Annotated in this window: 20 protein-coding genes; 13 read left to right on the top strand and 7 right to left on the bottom strand. The window is 57.7% G+C overall.

What is annotated here, in order from left to right; translation table 11 throughout:
- Window positions 1–6 precede the first annotated feature (6 nt).
- From ABFB09_RS01135 to ABFB09_RS01095, 9 genes are all read left to right on the top strand, one after another.
- Window positions 7–801, top strand: a complete 795-nt coding sequence (locus ABFB09_RS01135) for an ABC transporter permease subunit (protein WP_346999276.1) — start codon at window positions 7–9, stop codon at window positions 799–801.
- A 16-nt stretch (window positions 802–817) separates the two neighbouring features.
- Window positions 818–1,609: an ABC transporter permease subunit gene (locus tag ABFB09_RS01130; RefSeq protein WP_346999274.1), complete on the top strand. Its 792-nt coding sequence runs from the start codon at window positions 818–820 to the stop codon at window positions 1,607–1,609.
- 34 nt (window positions 1,610–1,643) lie between these two features.
- On the top strand, window positions 1,644–2,279 hold the full coding sequence (locus ABFB09_RS01125) for a TetR/AcrR family transcriptional regulator (RefSeq protein ID WP_346999273.1): 636 nt from the start codon (window positions 1,644–1,646) through the stop codon (window positions 2,277–2,279).
- A 2-nt stretch (window positions 2,280–2,281) separates the two neighbouring features.
- Entirely contained in the window at window positions 2,282–3,154 is an 873-nt protein-coding gene (locus ABFB09_RS01120) for an ABC transporter ATP-binding protein (RefSeq protein WP_346999271.1), read from the top strand.
- On the top strand, window positions 3,151–4,206 hold the full coding sequence (locus ABFB09_RS01115) for an ABC transporter permease (RefSeq protein ID WP_346999270.1): 1,056 nt from the start codon (window positions 3,151–3,153) through the stop codon (window positions 4,204–4,206). Before ABFB09_RS01120 ends, ABFB09_RS01115 begins: the two co-directional genes overlap by 4 nt.
- Entirely contained in the window at window positions 4,203–5,273 is a 1,071-nt protein-coding gene (locus tag ABFB09_RS01110) for an ABC transporter permease (protein ID WP_346999269.1), read from the top strand. Before ABFB09_RS01115 ends, ABFB09_RS01110 begins: the two co-directional genes overlap by 4 nt.
- A gap of 93 nt (window positions 5,274–5,366) precedes the next feature.
- On the top strand, window positions 5,367–5,570 hold the full coding sequence (locus ABFB09_RS01105) for a hypothetical protein (protein WP_346999268.1): 204 nt from the start codon (window positions 5,367–5,369) through the stop codon (window positions 5,568–5,570).
- A gap of 55 nt (window positions 5,571–5,625) precedes the next feature.
- A complete protein-coding gene (locus tag ABFB09_RS01100; RefSeq protein WP_346999266.1) occupies window positions 5,626–6,966 on the top strand; it encodes an FAD-dependent oxidoreductase in 1,341 nt (446 codons plus the stop codon).
- Window positions 6,967–6,997: 31 nt separating this feature from the next.
- Entirely contained in the window at window positions 6,998–7,171 is a 174-nt protein-coding gene (locus tag ABFB09_RS01095; protein WP_346999265.1) for a hypothetical protein, read from the top strand.
- A 42-nt stretch (window positions 7,172–7,213) separates the two neighbouring features.
- On the opposite strand, the gene ABFB09_RS01090 is transcribed toward ABFB09_RS01095, so the two are convergent.
- From ABFB09_RS01090 to ABFB09_RS01065, 6 genes are all read right to left on the bottom strand, one after another.
- The gene (locus ABFB09_RS01090; RefSeq protein WP_346999264.1) at window positions 7,214–7,975 is read right to left on the bottom strand and encodes a MerR family transcriptional regulator; all 762 of its coding nucleotides are present in this window, start codon (window positions 7,973–7,975) and stop codon (window positions 7,214–7,216) included.
- 161 nt (window positions 7,976–8,136) lie between these two features.
- Window positions 8,137–8,544, bottom strand: coding sequence for a ribonuclease HI family protein (locus tag ABFB09_RS01085; protein WP_346999263.1), 408 nt, complete (start codon window positions 8,542–8,544; stop codon window positions 8,137–8,139).
- Window positions 8,545–8,550: 6 nt separating this feature from the next.
- Window positions 8,551–9,243 carry a hypothetical protein gene (locus ABFB09_RS01080; protein WP_346999262.1) on the bottom strand — a complete coding sequence of 231 codons (693 nt, stop codon included), beginning with the start codon at window positions 9,241–9,243 and terminating at the stop codon, window positions 8,551–8,553.
- A 158-nt stretch (window positions 9,244–9,401) separates the two neighbouring features.
- A complete protein-coding gene (locus ABFB09_RS01075) occupies window positions 9,402–9,908 on the bottom strand; it encodes a hypothetical protein (protein WP_346999261.1) in 507 nt (168 codons plus the stop codon).
- Window positions 9,909–10,155: 247 nt separating this feature from the next.
- The gene (locus ABFB09_RS01070) at window positions 10,156–10,521 is read right to left on the bottom strand and encodes a hypothetical protein (protein ID WP_346999259.1); all 366 of its coding nucleotides are present in this window, start codon (window positions 10,519–10,521) and stop codon (window positions 10,156–10,158) included.
- A gap of 178 nt (window positions 10,522–10,699) precedes the next feature.
- Complete coding sequence (locus ABFB09_RS01065; protein ID WP_346999257.1) at window positions 10,700–12,757, bottom strand: hypothetical protein; 2,058 nt, start codon at window positions 12,755–12,757, stop codon at window positions 10,700–10,702.
- 312 nt (window positions 12,758–13,069) lie between these two features.
- Here ABFB09_RS01065 and ABFB09_RS01060 point away from each other — a divergent pair, with 312 nt between their 5' ends.
- A complete protein-coding gene (locus ABFB09_RS01060; protein WP_346999255.1) occupies window positions 13,070–14,047 on the top strand; it encodes a hypothetical protein in 978 nt (325 codons plus the stop codon).
- A gap of 4 nt (window positions 14,048–14,051) precedes the next feature.
- Here ABFB09_RS01060 and ABFB09_RS01055 read toward each other — a convergent pair whose 3' ends face one another.
- Window positions 14,052–14,462: an endonuclease domain-containing protein gene (locus tag ABFB09_RS01055; protein ID WP_346999253.1), complete on the bottom strand. Its 411-nt coding sequence runs from the start codon at window positions 14,460–14,462 to the stop codon at window positions 14,052–14,054.
- Window positions 14,463–14,729: 267 nt separating this feature from the next.
- Here ABFB09_RS01055 and ABFB09_RS01050 point away from each other — a divergent pair, with 267 nt between their 5' ends.
- The 3 genes from ABFB09_RS01050 to ABFB09_RS01040 all read left to right on the top strand — a co-directional run bounded on the left by ABFB09_RS01050 (window position 14,730) and on the right by ABFB09_RS01040 (window position 15,937).
- Window positions 14,730–14,975 carry a type II toxin-antitoxin system HicB family antitoxin gene (locus tag ABFB09_RS01050; protein ID WP_346999251.1) on the top strand — a complete coding sequence of 82 codons (246 nt, stop codon included), beginning with the start codon at window positions 14,730–14,732 and terminating at the stop codon, window positions 14,973–14,975.
- Window positions 14,975–15,193 (top strand): type II toxin-antitoxin system HicA family toxin, encoded by a 219-nt coding sequence (locus ABFB09_RS01045; protein ID WP_346999249.1) that lies wholly within the window; start codon window positions 14,975–14,977, stop codon window positions 15,191–15,193. The genes ABFB09_RS01050 and ABFB09_RS01045 overlap by 1 nt, the downstream gene beginning before the upstream one ends.
- Window positions 15,194–15,604: 411 nt before the next feature.
- Window positions 15,605–15,937 carry a type II secretion system protein gene (locus ABFB09_RS01040; protein ID WP_346999247.1) on the top strand — a complete coding sequence of 111 codons (333 nt, stop codon included), beginning with the start codon at window positions 15,605–15,607 and terminating at the stop codon, window positions 15,935–15,937.
- Window positions 15,938–16,064 lie beyond the last annotated feature (127 nt).

The raw sequence follows: 16,064 nt of genomic DNA, 5'->3' as shown, positions 1-16,064 counted from the left end.
GATACAATGAATATTTTCAGCTACGAGTTCAGAAAAAGGCTGCCGTCCACGCTGATCTGGGTAGTCTCACTGGGTATCTATATCTATGTCACTTTCGCTTTCTTCGAATCGTTCAGCAATACCGCCATCCTGGAACTGCTGGATACCTTCCCCGACGCTTTCAAAAAAGCCTTCGGCCTGGACCAGGACCTGTCCACTATCATGGGCTATTTCGCTTTCGTCGGCATCTACTTGTTCCTGGCCGGCGCTATCTTCTCTTCACATCTGGGTCTCAATGCCGTTTCCGTCGAGGAAAGAGACCTGACAGCGGATTTCCTGATCTCCAAACCGGTGACCCGCAACAGGATAGTCACCGCCAAGCTGCTGGCCGGAGTGAGCCACCTGCTTATTTTCAACCTGGGCATGGGACTTGTTTCCTATTTTGGCATGGAGGCATATAAAGGCGAACAGGAATATGCCATGAGTACCTTTTTACTGATCATGGGCGGACTGTTCATTTTCCAATTGCTGTTTTACACCTTCGCCTTCCTGCTCTCGGTGCTGATGAAACGCATGGATTCCCCGCTGCCCGTATCACTGGGGTTGTCTATCGGTCTGTTCGTCCTGTATTCCTTTGACGCCCTGATCCGGGACACTCCCATCAAGTACGTGGTACCTTACGACTACTTCGACCTGGGTTATATCATCGAGAACGATGCCATCAAACCCTATGGGCTGGCCGTGAGCCTGGGGGTTATCCTGGTGAGCGTCGTTGCCGGGTATGCGCTTTACAACCGGCGCGATATCGCCACGGCCATGTGATTGTGGGAGCGATTTCATGAACATTTTCAGGCGGGAATTCAAGGCTAACCTTAAGGCGCTGATCATTTGGTGTGTCAGTTTCCTGATGCTCATGGGATTAGCCTCCACCGAGTTTGCTGTCTACCAGGGCCAGGCTGATGAGGTTAACGAATTCCTTAACTCGCTGCCTGAAGCTCTCAGGCAGGCTTTTTCCCTAGATACGGTACGCCTGGACATCCCTGAGGGTTATTACAGTTATCTCGCCGGGTTCATGATTCTGGCGTCGGTGATTTATGCCGGTTTGGCCGGCGCCCAGATACTGTCCAGGGAAATGAACAAGAAAACAGCGGAAACCACCTTCACCCTGCCGGTGACCCGCAAGCGGATCATCTCCATGAAACTGATGGTGGCCGTGTTAAATTGCTCTATCCTGACCGCGGTCACCTTCGCTGGCTCGCTGGCGGCTTTTGCCCGCTTCGGTATCGGTGAGTCCTTCGTGATCGGGATAGGCCGCTTCATGCTGGTCGTCCTGGCGCTGCAATTGCTTTTCCTGCTGGCGGGGCTCTTCTTTTCGGTACTTTCCAAAAGACACAAGCGGACAGGGACGATAATGGCCTCGATGATCGTAGGCGTCTATTTCCTGTCGTTCATCGCCAAGCTGAATGAGAGTACGGAATTCCTGAAGTATTTCACCCCGTTCGAATATTTCCCGGCCGCCGCCGTCATCCAGGGCCACAACCTCGAACTGTTCGGATTTATCGTCGTGCCGCTGCTTTTGCTCGGGTTTTTTACCGTGTCTTATCGCCTGGTGGCGACCAAGGATCTTTGATCCGGCAATTATCTTCTGAGGGGGAGTGTTGAAGATGAACATTATCGAAAGAAGACGAAGTGCCGCCGGGCGCCGCCCCAAGAGAGAACTCATCATCGAGACCACCGTGGAGCTTTTCCGCCATGCCGACGATGTTCGCAAGGTCTCCATCGAGAATATCGCCGCCTCAGCCCGTGTTTCACCCACCACCATCTACAATCAGTTCGGGACCCGCGACGCGTTGGTGATAGAGGCGTCTCGGGATCTTATCAACGATATCCTGGAGCGCTCTCGCGCCATTTTACGTTCCGATAAACCCTTCCCCACCAAGATGAAGGGGATGATTACCGGCAAATTGGAGATCGCCCGCAAAGCCAATGACGAAGTCGTCGGCAAGCTGATGAGCCAGGACAGGAGCATCGCCCCATATCTGGAAGAGCTTTTCCAGAACGAGGTCAGATATCTTTGGCGGGAGATGCTCGACCAGGGCAAACGTGAGGGCTTCATCGACCCGGTGCTGGACGAGGAGTCTTTCTTCATCTACATGGACGTCATAAGGTCCGGTTTCGCCGCCAAGGCCGAACTACTCAAGGACTGGAAAAACAACATGGACCTGATCGAGAAATTGACCAACTTGGTATTCTACGGCTTTTTCAAAAAGGAAATCGACCTTTTCGGAACGAAGGAGTGAAAATGAGCATCGCGACCAAATCCATCGTCGTAGAGAACCTGACTTACAGCTACGGCAACCTGCTGGCTGTCGATCATATCAATTTCGATGTAGGCCAGGGTGAAATACTGGGTTTTCTGGGCCCCAATGGCGCCGGCAAGACGACGACGGTGAAAATGCTCACCGGCCAGCTTCTGCCCAAGGACGGCCGGGCGACGCTGCTGGGTTACGACGTGGCCCGGCAGACGATGGAGGTGCAGTCCCGCATCGGTGTCTGTTTCGAGCAAACCAACCTCTACGAGCAGATGAGCGCCGTGGATAACCTCTCCCTGTTCGCCGAGCTTTTTGGCGTTAAAGACTTCGACGGTTTCGCACTGCTGAAAAGGGTGGGACTCTCCGGGCGGGAGAAGGACAAGGTCTCCGGTTACTCCAAGGGTATGAAGCAGCGCCTGATGATAGCCCGGTCCATGGTCAACCGGCCGGAGATACTTTTTATGGACGAGCCGACCAGCGGCCTGGACCCCGTTTCCGCCGAAGCCATCCGCCATATCATCAAAGAGGAACGGGACCGCGGCGCCACGGTGTTCCTGACCACTCATGACATGTGGGAAGCCGACAAACTGTGCGACCGGGTGGCCTTCATGGAGAGCGGCAGGATAGCCGCGCTGGACACGCCGCACTCGCTAAAGCAGCAATACGGCAAGCGCTCCCTCATCGCTGAGATCGCCTCTCCCGACGGGCATCTGAACCGGCGTGAGATCGCCCTCGATACCGAAGATACCGTGGACGCCATCCAGGATATGTTCGGCTCCGGCAAGGTGGTGACCATGCATTCGGAAGAGGCCACGCTGGAGGATATCTTCATCCAGATCACCGGCCGGAGGCTCTCCGAATGAACACCCGCACCATCGCGGCGTTGCTTAAAAAGGACTTCGCGCTGTTCACCGGCAACCGTTTCTATCTGCTGATCACCGTCCTCGGCCTGGTCTTTTACATCGCCACGTATTTCATCCTGCCGGCGCGGCTGGATGAAAAGTTCTCCCTGGCGCTCTACGCCCCGGTGGTGCCGCCGGCTTTTGAGCAACTGGCCGCCGAGGGCGCCGAGGTTACTTTCTTCGATACCGAGGAAGAGCTCAGGACAGCAGTCCTCGATGGCGATTTCGAGGTGGCCGTAGCCTTACCGCCGGAGGTCATGGATATCTGGGCGGCGGGGGGCAAACCGGATATCACCGTCTATTACGCCTCGACGGCCCCGCCGGAGATCGCCGATGCCATCGTGACACTGGTCAGGGAACTGTCCTATATCCAGACCGGCCAGGTACTCGCCTTCGACACCACCGAGGAAGTCCTCGGGCCGGATCTGCTGGGCGCCCAGATAGCCCTTCGGGACCGCATGCGGCCGATGCTGGCCATCCTTTTACTGCTGATGGAGGTCATGACGCTGGCCTCTCTCATCGCCGTGGAGATAGAGCAGGGTACCGCACGGGCGCTCCTGGTTACCCCGATGCGCACTTCCGACCTATTTGCCGCCAAAGGCATCATCGGCGTCGGGCTGGCCCTGTTCCAGGCGCTCTTATTCATGACCCTGGTCGGCGGCTTCGCCCGTGAACCGCTGCTCATCCTGGCGACGCTGCTGATCGCCAGTTTCTTCGTCGTCGGTGTGGGTTTCCTGCTGGCCTCGGTGACCCGCGATACCAACTCCGTCACTGGCTGGGGGATGGTGATCCTGATTGTCTTCGCTATTCCCGGTTTCGGCGTCGTCATACCTGGGCTGCTGGCCGGCTGGGCAAAAGTCATCCCGTCCTATTACCTTATCGACACCATCAACCGGGTGGTCAATTACGGCGCCGGCTGGAGCGACGTCTATGGCAACCTGGTTATCATGGCCGGACTGACCGCCGTGCTCCTGGGCGGAGGACTCCTGGCGCTGAGGAGGCGTTTCCAATGAAACTGAACCGGGTAGGCACGCTGGTCAAGAACGAGGTCCTGCACGGGCCCAAGGACGTGATGCTGGTCATCTCGGTGGTCATGCCCATCATGATCGCCCTGTTCGTCAACCTGGCCTTCGGCAATATCTTTACCGATCGCGCCAAGCTGGGGGTTTATGATGAAGGCAATTCCCAAGTGGCCGGGCTCCTTGAGTCGGCCGAAAGCCTGAGCTTCAGGAGTTACGACTCCGAAGCCGCCCTCCGCGCCGACGCCGCCGACGGCTCCATCGACATGGGCCTGGTGCTGCCGGCGGATTTCGACGCCACCCTCGACAGCGGCACGGTCAGGTTGAAGGCCTATGTCTGGGGTGAGAGCCAGGCCAAGAACCGGGCGGTCATCCCCATCGCCCTGGCCGACGCGGTGCGCACCGCCACCGGCGCCGTCGTGCCGGTGAATATCGACACCGTGGCCCTGGGCGACGAGGCCGGACTCCCCTGGAGCGACCGGCTGCTGCCGCTGGTGGTGCTGTACGGCGTCTTCATCGGAGGTTTGATGGTGCCGTCATCGGCGCTCATCCATGAGAAGCAACACCGCACCCTGGAAGCCCTCTACGTCACTCCGGCCACCCTGGGTGATATCTTCCTGTCCAAAGGCTTCATCGCCGTAACGCTGGCCACCATCATGGGCATCCTGAGTCTCACCCTGGCCGGTGCCATGAGCGGCCCGGTGCCGCTGGTAGTGCTGGTGCTTTTCCTGGGCGCCATCATGGCCACGGAGATCGGCCTGCTGGCGGGGGCCTGGGTGGGAGATATGAACAGCCTCTTCGCCGTCATGAAGGGCGGCGGCATCCTGCTCTTCGCCCCTGCCATCGTTTTCATGTTCCCGGGCATACCGGCCTGGGTAGGCTACATCTTCCCCACCTATTACATGGTGCGCCCGGTTGTCGATCTGACCATTTCCGGAGCCACGTTCGGCGATGTAGCCCTTTACATCGGTATTCTGGTGGGGTTGGTGGGGTTGGGGGGGCTGGCGGTGGCGTCGGTGGTGAGGAGATTGTCGACGCAGGCTTTGCGACTCAATGGTTAGAAATCAAGATACAAGAGACAAGATAGAATGACCAAACCTGTTTGTAATTTGTATCTTGGTTATTGGTTATTTGACCGATGGTAGGAGGGTTTAATGGAAGCCTCTGATTACTGGGGTATCGGGTTGATTGTTTATGCCGTCCTCGTTTTTGCGCTGACGGTATTCAAACCCGGCCCGATCTGGCGCATGGGTAAGATACAGGCCTTCGTGAAGCTCCTCGGTGAGAAAGGGACGGTCATCTTCTTCTGGGTTTTCGCTTTGATCGTGGCGGGGATCGGAATCGCGCTGCTCCTCTGATCGTCGAATCCCCTGATCTCTTGACGCCCGCCCTCCCCACGCCTACAATCGAGTTATGAGTAAATACGATGTCGTCATCATCGGCGGGGGTCCGGCGGGGCTTTTCGCCGCGCTGGAGCTTGCTGAGAAGAATTCCCTCAAGGTGCTCCTGCTGGAGAAAGGCCGGGACATCGACGAGCGGACGAACATCGTCTCCGGGCTGGGCGGCGCCGGCGCTTTCTCCGACGGCAAACTGACTCTTTCTTCCAAGGCCGGCGGGCACCTGGCCGAATATCTCGGCGAGGCGGCGGCGGAAGAACTCATCCGCTACGTCGATAAGCTGTGGCTGGATTTCGGCGCTCCGGATGAGATCTATGGCATGGGGGAGGGTGTAGCGAATATCGAACGGCGCGCTTCTCTGGCCGGTCTGCGGCTGGTGCCGCTGCCGGTGCGCCACCTGGGCACCGAACGCTGCCCGGCGGTGCTGCGGGCGATACGCGACCACCTCACCAACCGCGTTGAGATCAGAACCAATACCGCCGCTCGTCGTATAATTGTCGATGACGGCAGACTCACTGGCGTCGAACTGGATGACGGCGAGATGATCGAAGCCAAGTATGTCATCGCCGCGCCGGGGCGCGAGGGCGCCGACTGGCTGATGCAGCAGTCGCGGGCGCTCGGTCTGTCTTTGGCCACCAATCCGGTGGACGTGGGCGTGCGGGTCGAACTGCCCAACGCCGTCCTAGATAACCTGACCAGCGTCCTCTACGAAGCCAAGCTGGAATTCCTGTCCCGCGCCTTCGACGACCGTATCCGCACTTTCTGCATGTGTCCGCAGGGCACAGTGGTGCGGGAGACCACCGGCGGCGATGACCCGGTGATCACGGTCAACGGCCAGAGTTACGCCTCCCACGACAGCCCCAACACCAACTTTGCCCTGCTGGTCAGCACCCAGTTCACCGAGCCGTTCAAAGAGCCCATCGCCTACGGCAAATATATCGCCCGGCTAGCCAACATCCTCTCCGGCGGCGTGCTGGTGCAGCGCCTGGGCGATCTAAAGAAAGGCCGCCGCTCGACTCCGGACCGCATCGCCCGCGGCCTGGTGCGACCCACCCTGGCCGAGGCCACCCCCGGCGACCTGTCCTTCGTGCTGCCATACCGCCACCTGACCGGGCTCATCGAAATGCTCGATGCCATGGACAAGCTGTCCCCCGGCGTGGCCTCCGATCACACGCTGCTCTACGGCGTCGAGGTGAAGTTCTACTCATCCCGCCCCAAGCTGACCGCCGGTTTCGAGACGGAAGTGCCGGGGCTGTTCGCCATCGGTGACGGGGCGGGGTTATCGCGGGGATTGATACAGGCGAGCGCGTGCGGGGTCGTGGCGGCGCGGGAGATCATGGGGAAAAATACGGCATAGCCGGACAATGGATATATATCAGGAGGAACAGATGTCGGAACAGCAGGGTAAACGAAAGAGCGCCAGCGGTGTTCTCATCCCGGCCGGACTTTTCATCGGCATGGGCATCGGTTTTGCGGTGGACGAATTGGTGGCCGGGATGTTTATCGGCCTGGGTGTGGGCTTTCTGCTCATGGTATTGGTTCAGATGTTCATTCGTGATTGATTTTGGAGGGTGGGGCAACCATCAATTGCCCCACCACTTATACTATTTCTGACGGCTGGCGACGTAGTATTCGATGGCTCTGGTCATGAACTCCGCCATGTCCGGGTGGTACTTGCGGTAGAAGGCGGCGAAGCGGTTGTCTTCTGAATACATCCGGCCCAGGCCGAGGATCATCTCGTCGGTGTAGTGGTGGAAGTTCTCCATCAACTCCCGCCAGCGGGCTATGCCTGACTGGGCCTCCGGGCTTTCCGGCCCCTTGCCCATATCCGCGGCGATCTTCCGGTAGATGGTGTCGAACTCCGCCTGGACGGCATCCATCTTATCCTTGCCCATGGCCATAACCTTAGCCTCGGAGTCGGCCACCGTTTTTTCGCCGTACTTCTCCCGGGCTTCCTTGCGCATGCTGTCTATCTCTTCATCGCTGAAGCCTTTGTAGTATTCCTTGATATCCATGTCTTTTTCTCCTTTCAGTTTGCGGATGGTCTTGTCCACAGTCGCCAGCAGTTCGCCGAGGCGTTCGGACTTCATCTCCAGCAGCTCGCGGTGGGACTGAAGCGCCGCCAGCATGTCGAAGTTTGGTTTGTCCATGATCGCCTTTATCGCCGACAGCTCCAGCCCCAGTTCCCGGTAGAACAGGATCTGCTGTAACCGAAGCGCCGCGGCCTCGTCGTAGCGGCGGTAGCCGGCGCCGGAATAGGACTCTGGCTTGAGCAGGCCGATCTTGTCGTAATACTGGAGCGTGCGCGCGCTCACCCCGGACAAGCGGGCCAGTTCACCGGTGGCGTAGGTGGCGGGTTGGGTCAAGGTCATCCTCCTTTTTTCGTTTTTCATCGATCGATATAAGGAGTATAGACTATGACGCAGCGTAATAGTCAAGGGGGGAAGGATGGACGAATACTACCAATAATACCAATAGTCAAATAATCCAATATTACCGATAGGGGGGCGGGGGACGAGTGTGAGGGTTAGCCCTTCAGGTCGTCGAGTGCTTTATTCGCCAGCGCGTCGGCTTCGCGGTTGCGCTCGCGGGGGACGTAGCGGTATTTTACGCTTTTGAATTTGGGTTCCAGGGCTTTTACTCTGGCATAGAGGGGCGCCAGGCCGGGGTTCTTGACCCGGTACTGGCCGTTGAGCTGCTTGACGACCAGTTCGGAGTCGGCGTTGAGGGACAGTTCCGTGGCGCCCAGTTTCAAAGCTTCTTCCAGTGCGCAGATGACGGCGTGGTACTCCGCCTGGTTGTTGGTCATGCTGCCCAGGGGGCGGCATATCTCCTTTACCACCTGCCCGGTGGGGGTCCTGAGCAGGACGCCCAGGGCGGAGGCGCCGGGGTTGCCGCGGCAGGCGCCATCGGTGTTGGCGATAAGGTGAGTCAAAATGCTTTACTCCAGATATAAGATACGGTTGCAGGAAGGGCAGTGGACCGGCTCGCCGGAGCGGGCGCGGTGCATCCAGGCGGTGGTCACGGCGATGCCGCAGCCGCGGCAGATGGACTGCTCCACCTTAGCCACGGCGCACCCCCGCTGTTTTTTGATCCATTCGTACTCGGTAACGGCTGACGGCGGTATCTCGGCCAGGAGCGCGGCACGGCGGGATTCCAGTCCGGCCAGTTCGTCGCCGAGTTTCTTAAGCTGTTTTTCCAGTTTCTGCCGGTTGGTCTCCAGGGCTTCCTTGTGCCGCTGCAGGGTTATCTCGGCGGTATCGATGGCGTTTTCCGTGGTTTCGATGGCGTCCATCAGTTCCAGCGCCTTTTCCTCGTAGGGAGCGCGGTGGCCTTTGAGCAGATCTATGTCTTTCTGCAGAGCGGTCAGTTCCTTGGGGCTCGTGACCCGGCCGCTGTAAAGCTGTTCCTCATGGTTCATGATGCGCACGGAAAAGTCGTCGGCTTCCGCCGAGGTTTCCCGCAGTTCGTGGCGCAGGGTGTCGAGTTTGGCTTTCAACCCGGCGATGGCGCGGCGTTCGGCAGCCAGCGGATCGGCGGCCAGGTCCGCCTTCACGGCGGCGATGCCCGCCTGCGCGGCCTCGATGGCGAGGTCGATTTCCTGGAGCTGATAGAGTAGACGGGGGATGTTCACGGGTCTATTTTAAGGGGTGGGGACGGATAATGCCAATATACTGATTTGGATATCCCGTGGGAACGAGGGAAGCTCGGCGCCAACAACGGATCGGACACAAACGGAAGAAGGCCGGTGAAAACCGGCCTTCTTACTATTCTTTTTCCGATATTCAGTTTTTAGTGGCACACAGAGCAGAATGGCTGATACTCCGGCAGACTCAGATGGGCTTTACCGGTGGGCTGCGGCGGCAACAGGGGTTCCGAAGTTGTGGGCGGAGGAGGCGGGGGAGGAGTTACCGTCGGTTCCGGAGTCGGCGCCAGTGTTGGAGGTGGCGTCGGCGTCGGAGTTGGTGTCACCGTTGGAGGCGGCGTTGGCGCTGGAGTCGGCGTCGGAGTTGGCGTCAGCGTCGGAGGTAGAGTCGGTGCCGGTGTCGGGGCCGGAGTGGGTGTCGGATCAGTCACCGTCGCGGGTACCGTTGGCACAGGCGTTGAAGGTGAAACCGGGAAGAGCGGGCCGTTATCAGGTTCCGGCGCCAGGCCGGGCTCTTCGGAAGCTGCCTTGGTGGTGATCACGTACTGTCCCGGGTTCACCGCATCCGGGGTAGCCGCGACGACAGCTGCCGCCATTCCCATCCATGAAACACAAACGACGATGATAGATGTCAGAAGTATGTGTTTTTTCAATATCTGGTTTTTCTCCTTTAGCCGCGGATCAATCGTAAGGTACAAATTATACGCCGGCCGCAGCTCCGTCCATTATAAAGCTTAATGCTTTGAAGGTAAGTGATATTTGTCACGTTTAGCTTTGGGACAGGGTGGAAAATTGAGGTGGGACACCAGAAAATCCGGTGAAGCGACGCGGAAGAGACCCGCGGTATTACGGATGCCGCGGGTATGTTTCAAAAGGTAGTTTTTTCAGTCGGGACCGCCCTTAGTAGTGCTCCAGGTCCTCCCCCGGCCCCTGTTCGGAGAAGGGGTTCTCGTCAGCCAGTTCCGGTGCCTCCGGATATAGCGGTGTCTGGTCAAGGAACTCTTCCAATACCCGGATGCCGAATTCACTCTGGCTGATGTCTGTGAGTTCGGTGTCGGGGCTTTGCTGTTTCAGCCATCGCCGCAGTTCGTCCTCCCAATCCGCCACCGGCGTGAAAGCCACGGCTCCGGTCGGTCCCTCAAGTCGCTCGTACCATTGCGTCCAGGCCCAGACGAAGGTGCGGCCCAGGTCCGGTTTACGCCAGTTGGTGGAGTAGGCCACGGGTGTCGTGCCCCGGAAACGGTCTTCCTCGAATTCTTCAGCCAAAGTTAAAGCTCCTGTATATGTTGATTCCCGAACCGCGCGTCGCGTTCCATCTATAACAATATATGGTTTTAGACGGCTTGGCTATTAGTAGAAACACGTAATTTTGGGTGTGGGGTGGCGGATGACAAAAAAAGAGCCCCCTCGTGAGAGGGGGCTCTTGCTATCGCGTGAATAAAACCTAGTAGCTGGCGCTGCGGCGGTAGATGACGTATGCCAGGCCGCCGATGATGATCACCAGGAAGACACCGCCGACCGCCCAGGCCCAGACCGGGACATCGGCGAAGGAGAAGCCGACGGTGAACGAGTTAGCGGTAGAGGGGGCGCTGATGTTGCCGGCGCCGTCGGTGGCGATGACACGCCAGTAGTAGGGCGCGTCCTTGGACACCGTCTCCAGTTTTTCTTCCTCGGTCATGGTATAGGAGGAGGCGGTCAGGCCTTCTTTCTGCAGCACCAGGGCGTTGAAGGTGGAGTCGGTGCCAATCTGCAGGGTATAGACTACCCCGGAGTCGTCGGTGATGTCGTTCCACTCGAAGGTGATGGGCTGCTTGGCCTTGTTCTCCTCGGTGAAGATGACCAGCTCTGGCGCGGCCGGAGCCACGGCCTCCATAAAGAAGTTGAAGGTGCGGGTGTTGGTGCCGTCGGTGACGGTTATGACATAGGTGCCGGCGGCCACGGCGGGCGCCTTGAAGGCGGTGGTGAACGCGCCGGTGGCGTTGGAGGTGGCGGAGGCGATATTGTTGTCGCCGAACTTAACGGTAATAGCTGAATTAGGCAGGAACCCCGTACCGGTGATAGTCAGATCCTGGCTGACATGTCCCGGTGCGGCCTCGGTGGTGATCGGGTCGAGAGTCGCGCTCAGGGTAGCGGTGAACGCGGCCACCGCGGTATTGTTCTGGCTGTCGGTCGCCCGGACGGTGTGAGTGCCGGACATGCCGCCCGGCACGGTGAAGGAGGCGCTGAACGTGCCGTTGGTCAGGGTGGCGGTGGCCATAACCACGTTGTCGTAGGTGATGTTGACGGTGCCGGTGGTCATGAAGCCGTTGCCCTGGACGTTGACCGTACTGCCGGCGGTGCCGGAATCAGGCGACAGGGTAATCTTAGCTGCGACCGAATAAACCTCTTCAGCCGGGCCGATGGCGTCGCGGGCGGTGATGGTATGTTCGCCGGAAGTGGCGTTCGGGATGGTAAACGTTTTAGTGAAGCCGCCGGTGGCATTGCTGGTTACGGCGGCCACGCCGGAGATGGCGCTGCCGTCCCATTCGAAACTGACGCTGGTGTTGGCGCTGAAGCCGGCACCGGTAACGGTCACCTGAGAACCGACGGCGCCGGTCGCGGGATTGATAATGATTTTGGGTGTGACGGCGAATACCTTGCCCGGGGTCACCAGTGTGGATGTCACGTCACGGGCGATGATCGTGTGGTTGCCCCTGGCGGTGGCGGGAATAGTGATGGTCGTGGAAATGGAGCCGGGAGTTGTGGAGGACGCGGCGTTGGCGGTCACCGCCTTAATCAGGTTAGCCGCGTCAACGGTGTCGAAGTAAAGCTGGACAGACCCGCCCGCGGTAAAGCCGCCGCCGGTGACGGTGACGATATCACCGACATGGCCTTCGGCTACCGATAAGGCGATTCCGGCATTCACAATGAAGTTGGTGTTGGAGAATAATCCGCTCGCCGTTTCCTTGGCGTAAACAACATGGTTACCAGCAGTTGTCGAAGGAGTGGCGAAAACGTTTGTGGTAAAGGTGCCGTTCGCGTTGGTGGTGGCCTGGGACAGGACGGGGTTGGTCAGGCTGTCAAAATGAATGGTGACGGCTGTGAACGCGGTGAACCCCACGCCCTGTACCGACATTTCACTACCTACTGAACCCTGTGTCGGCATAACGAAGATCTTAGAGACAACCTGGAAGTTCTTGGGCACCGCGGTATCGCCCGCGCTTACGATATTCAGGGCATAATTGCCGCGAGGCACCAGCGGTACCGAGAAAGAGGCTGCGATGGTCCCTGTGCCGCTGGACGTGCCGGTGGCGACCTGGTTGCCCTGGAAGGTGATCGTGAAAGGATTATCGGGCGTAAAACCGGACCCGGTTACCGGCACGACATCCAGGGGGAACCCGCCCACGGCCGCGGTCCAGGTCCCATCCGCCGCGCTCACCGGTGCCGCTGTCGCCGTTAAAGCCAGGGCTGCCAAGAGCATCACCGGCAGGCGGCGTAAAAGTGCTTTAAACTTGGATTTCAATGTATATCCTCCTGATTTTCAAGTACGGGTTCAAGCACGGGTATTATAGCAAGGCTAACAGGTCAATGGAAATCCGGCGCGCGATTACCGGATACCCGCTTTCTACTATATTACTAAAGTTCCGGAAAACAAAAAACGGTTCATTTGGTTATAATGCCGGAGGGGTGGAAAGGATAGGGGGGAGGGGGGCGAATACTACCAATACTACCAATAATCAAATACTACCAATGGGTACAAGTTAATTTGGGGTAGCATGGCGGGGCGGGGAGGACGTTGCTGTGTTATACTGACGCTTACGTACGGTTACGGCGGATGAAAAAGAATGTCATACTGCTCCCGTTTCTCCTCATCATTGCCGCGGGCGGCTGCGCGCCGCCGGGGACGCCGCCCCCCGCCTCACCGCCCCTCACCACCCCGCCCCCCGATCCTGAGAGCCTGATACCGGCCTCCCAGGTCAAGATAACCCCGGAGACCGACGTCTATCCCCCGCTCCTCCATTCCACGGACTTCGCTTCTCCGGTTCCCCTGCCTTATCCGGTTAATACCGCCGGGGCTGAGGACTCCGCCTTCATCATGCCGGACGGTAACACGCTTTACCTCTGGTTCACCCCGGATCCCAACCTCCCCGCCGGCATGCAACTGGACCAGGGGGTAACGGGGATCTACGTTTCTCACCAGACCAGTGGGGTGTGGAGCAAACCGGAGCGGGTGGTGTTGGCGGATCCCGGCATCCAGGTCATGGACGGCTGCGCCTTCGTGCAGGGGAACACCATGTGGTTCTGCACCATCAGGACCGGCATGACCGGCATGACGTGGTTCGTCGCGCAGAACACCGGCGGCCAATGGACCGGCTGGCGCTCCGCGGCTTTCGACCCGTCGTACCAGGTCGGGGAGTTGCACATCACGGCGGATGGGCAGGAGCTTTATTATCACTCGGACCGGCCGGGCGGCTTGGGCGGCTACGACATCTGGGTTTGCCGGAATGAGAATGGCGCCTGGGGACCGCCGCAGAACGTGACTGTCATCAACAGCCCGGAAACGGACGGCTGGCCCTTCCTTACGGCAGACGCCAATGAGATGTGGTTTACCCGGACCTACCTCGGCTCTCCAGCCATCTTCCGCTCGGTGCGGATGGCCGGCGGAGAGTGGCAGGCGCCGGAGCTGATAATCTCACAGTTCGCCGGTGAAGCCTCCCTGGACGCCGCGGGCAACCTCTACTTCACCCACCCGTACTACAAGGACGGAGTCAAGCTGGAGACGGATATCTACGTGGCTTACCGGCTGGAGTAGGGGTTTACCCTCCCCCTTTCGCGAAAGCCAGTCCTGAGCTTTGTCGAAGGAGGGGACTGAGGGGGATTTTCCCCAGGTGCTCACATATTGCCTGAACTGCGCCATCGAGGTTATTCATGACATCGGCGTTGGAAAGCCTTATCACCGTCAGACCGAGGCGTACCATGTACTCATCCCGCGCCTTGTCATGCAAGGCAGTATCTCCGGAATAATGATGGCCTCCGTCAACTTCAACCACCAAACGGGCCCTGGGGCAATAGAAATCGGCGATATAATTTCCGATTGGTTTCTGCCGGTAGAACTGATATCCGATCTGCTTCATCCTGATCTTTGACCAGAGGCGCAATTCCGCATCGGTCATGTGTTTTCTGAGGGTTCTGGAGATTTCCAGGAGCTTATGGTTGTAAGGGAGCATCGTTAAATCCCTATTAGTCTCCCTTTACCAAAGGGAGAGACGGACAGCCAGTGTATGCTAAAAGGAGCACTTTTTCAATAGTTTAACGGGTATTCCCCCGCCCAGCTATCAGCCATCAGCTTTCAGCTCTCAGCCCCCACCCCGCAACCCGCCACTCGTGACTCGTGACTTCGCCCCCTATTTGACACTTCCCTCCCCGCCTCTCAAGTTGCCACGGCGGCTGAGGCGGTTTATACTTGAAAACAGGATCCATGGCCGGGAGGAAACATGTTAACCGATTATTTTAAAGCGGCGATGAAAAACGCTAAATATGAAATACTGCCTGATGATAAATCCTATTATGGTGCCATTTCCGGTTTCCAGGGAGTCTGGGCCAACAGTCCGACGCTTGAAGGTTGTCGGCTGGAGCTAAGGGAAGTACTTGAAGACTGGGTAATGATCAGCATCGCCCGCCATTTGCCGTTGCCCGTAGTTGACGGCATCGAACTCAAGATACCGGCCGAAGCCACCTGATGCCATCGTTCGGTCCAATCTCACGGAAAGACTTGGTCGCCGCGCCGCGGAATGCCGGGTTCGACGGCCCGTTTTCCGGAGCTCGGCACCAGATGATGATCAAGGGGATAACGCGGCTCAGTATCCCGAATCCTCATAGCGCCAACATTGGCAGGGAATTGTTGTCACGCATTTTGAAAGAAGCTGGTATTAGCCGCGATGAATGGGAAAAATTGTAGTTTCGCCGCCCAACTTTCAGCCATCAGCCCTCAATCCTGCCCCCGCCGATAACTGAAAACTCGCCCTCCGCGCCGTGTCACGTTTTTGATGACAACAAATCGTTGAAAAGTTCATCATTGTAACTACTTCTTTCGTTTTCCCTTCAGGTGTTTAATAGTTATTACAAAGTTGTTATAAGTTATTAAAAACAAGAGGATTTGTAGCTGGATTGGTGGTGTTGAGGAAAAACACGTTTGCGAGCTAGTACGACCGTACCATCGTCCTCCTCCAAAACGGTTTTCTGGATAAACTATAATACTATTGACTATACTCAACCCGTCCAACTATAATCATTCGTACTCTCAGAAAACAGAGTTGAAATCTGGTGAGTAAATAGAAAAAACTATAAACGGAAAGGTGGTGACAAACAGATGAAGTTTTTAAATCTCAAAAAATTCCGCAAAGGCCAGAAGGGCTTTACCCTGATTGAGCTCTTGGTTGTCATTGCCATCCTGGGCGTCATCGCCGCCGTCGCCGTACCGAATATCCTTGGATTCATCGGTTCCGGTGAGACTGAAGCCGCCCGCGCTGAGCAGCATAACGTGCAGGTAGCGGTTGCAGCCTATATGTTTGATAATGATGGTGCCATTCCCGCTGACGTTGCCGCTGTGGCAAGTTATATGATTAACGCCGTTAGCTACACTTGGGATATCAACCAGACGAGTGGTGCAGTAGAGCCAGGCACAGGTAACCCACTTGCATAAGCAATAATTGCTTTTCATGTCTAAAAAAGGCCCCCTTAAACGGGGGCCTTTTTTTGGTCCGCTACCCACTGGTCTTGACACAATGACATTGCCGGGTATAATAATCTGGAGTTGTAGTCGTGTTTTG

It is taken from the genome of Dehalogenimonas sp. THU2, assembly GCF_039749495.1.
Taxonomy (GTDB): Bacteria; Chloroflexota; Dehalococcoidia; order Dehalococcoidales; family Dehalococcoidaceae; genus Dehalogenimonas.
This window is presented reverse-complemented; position numbering and strand designations above follow the sequence as displayed.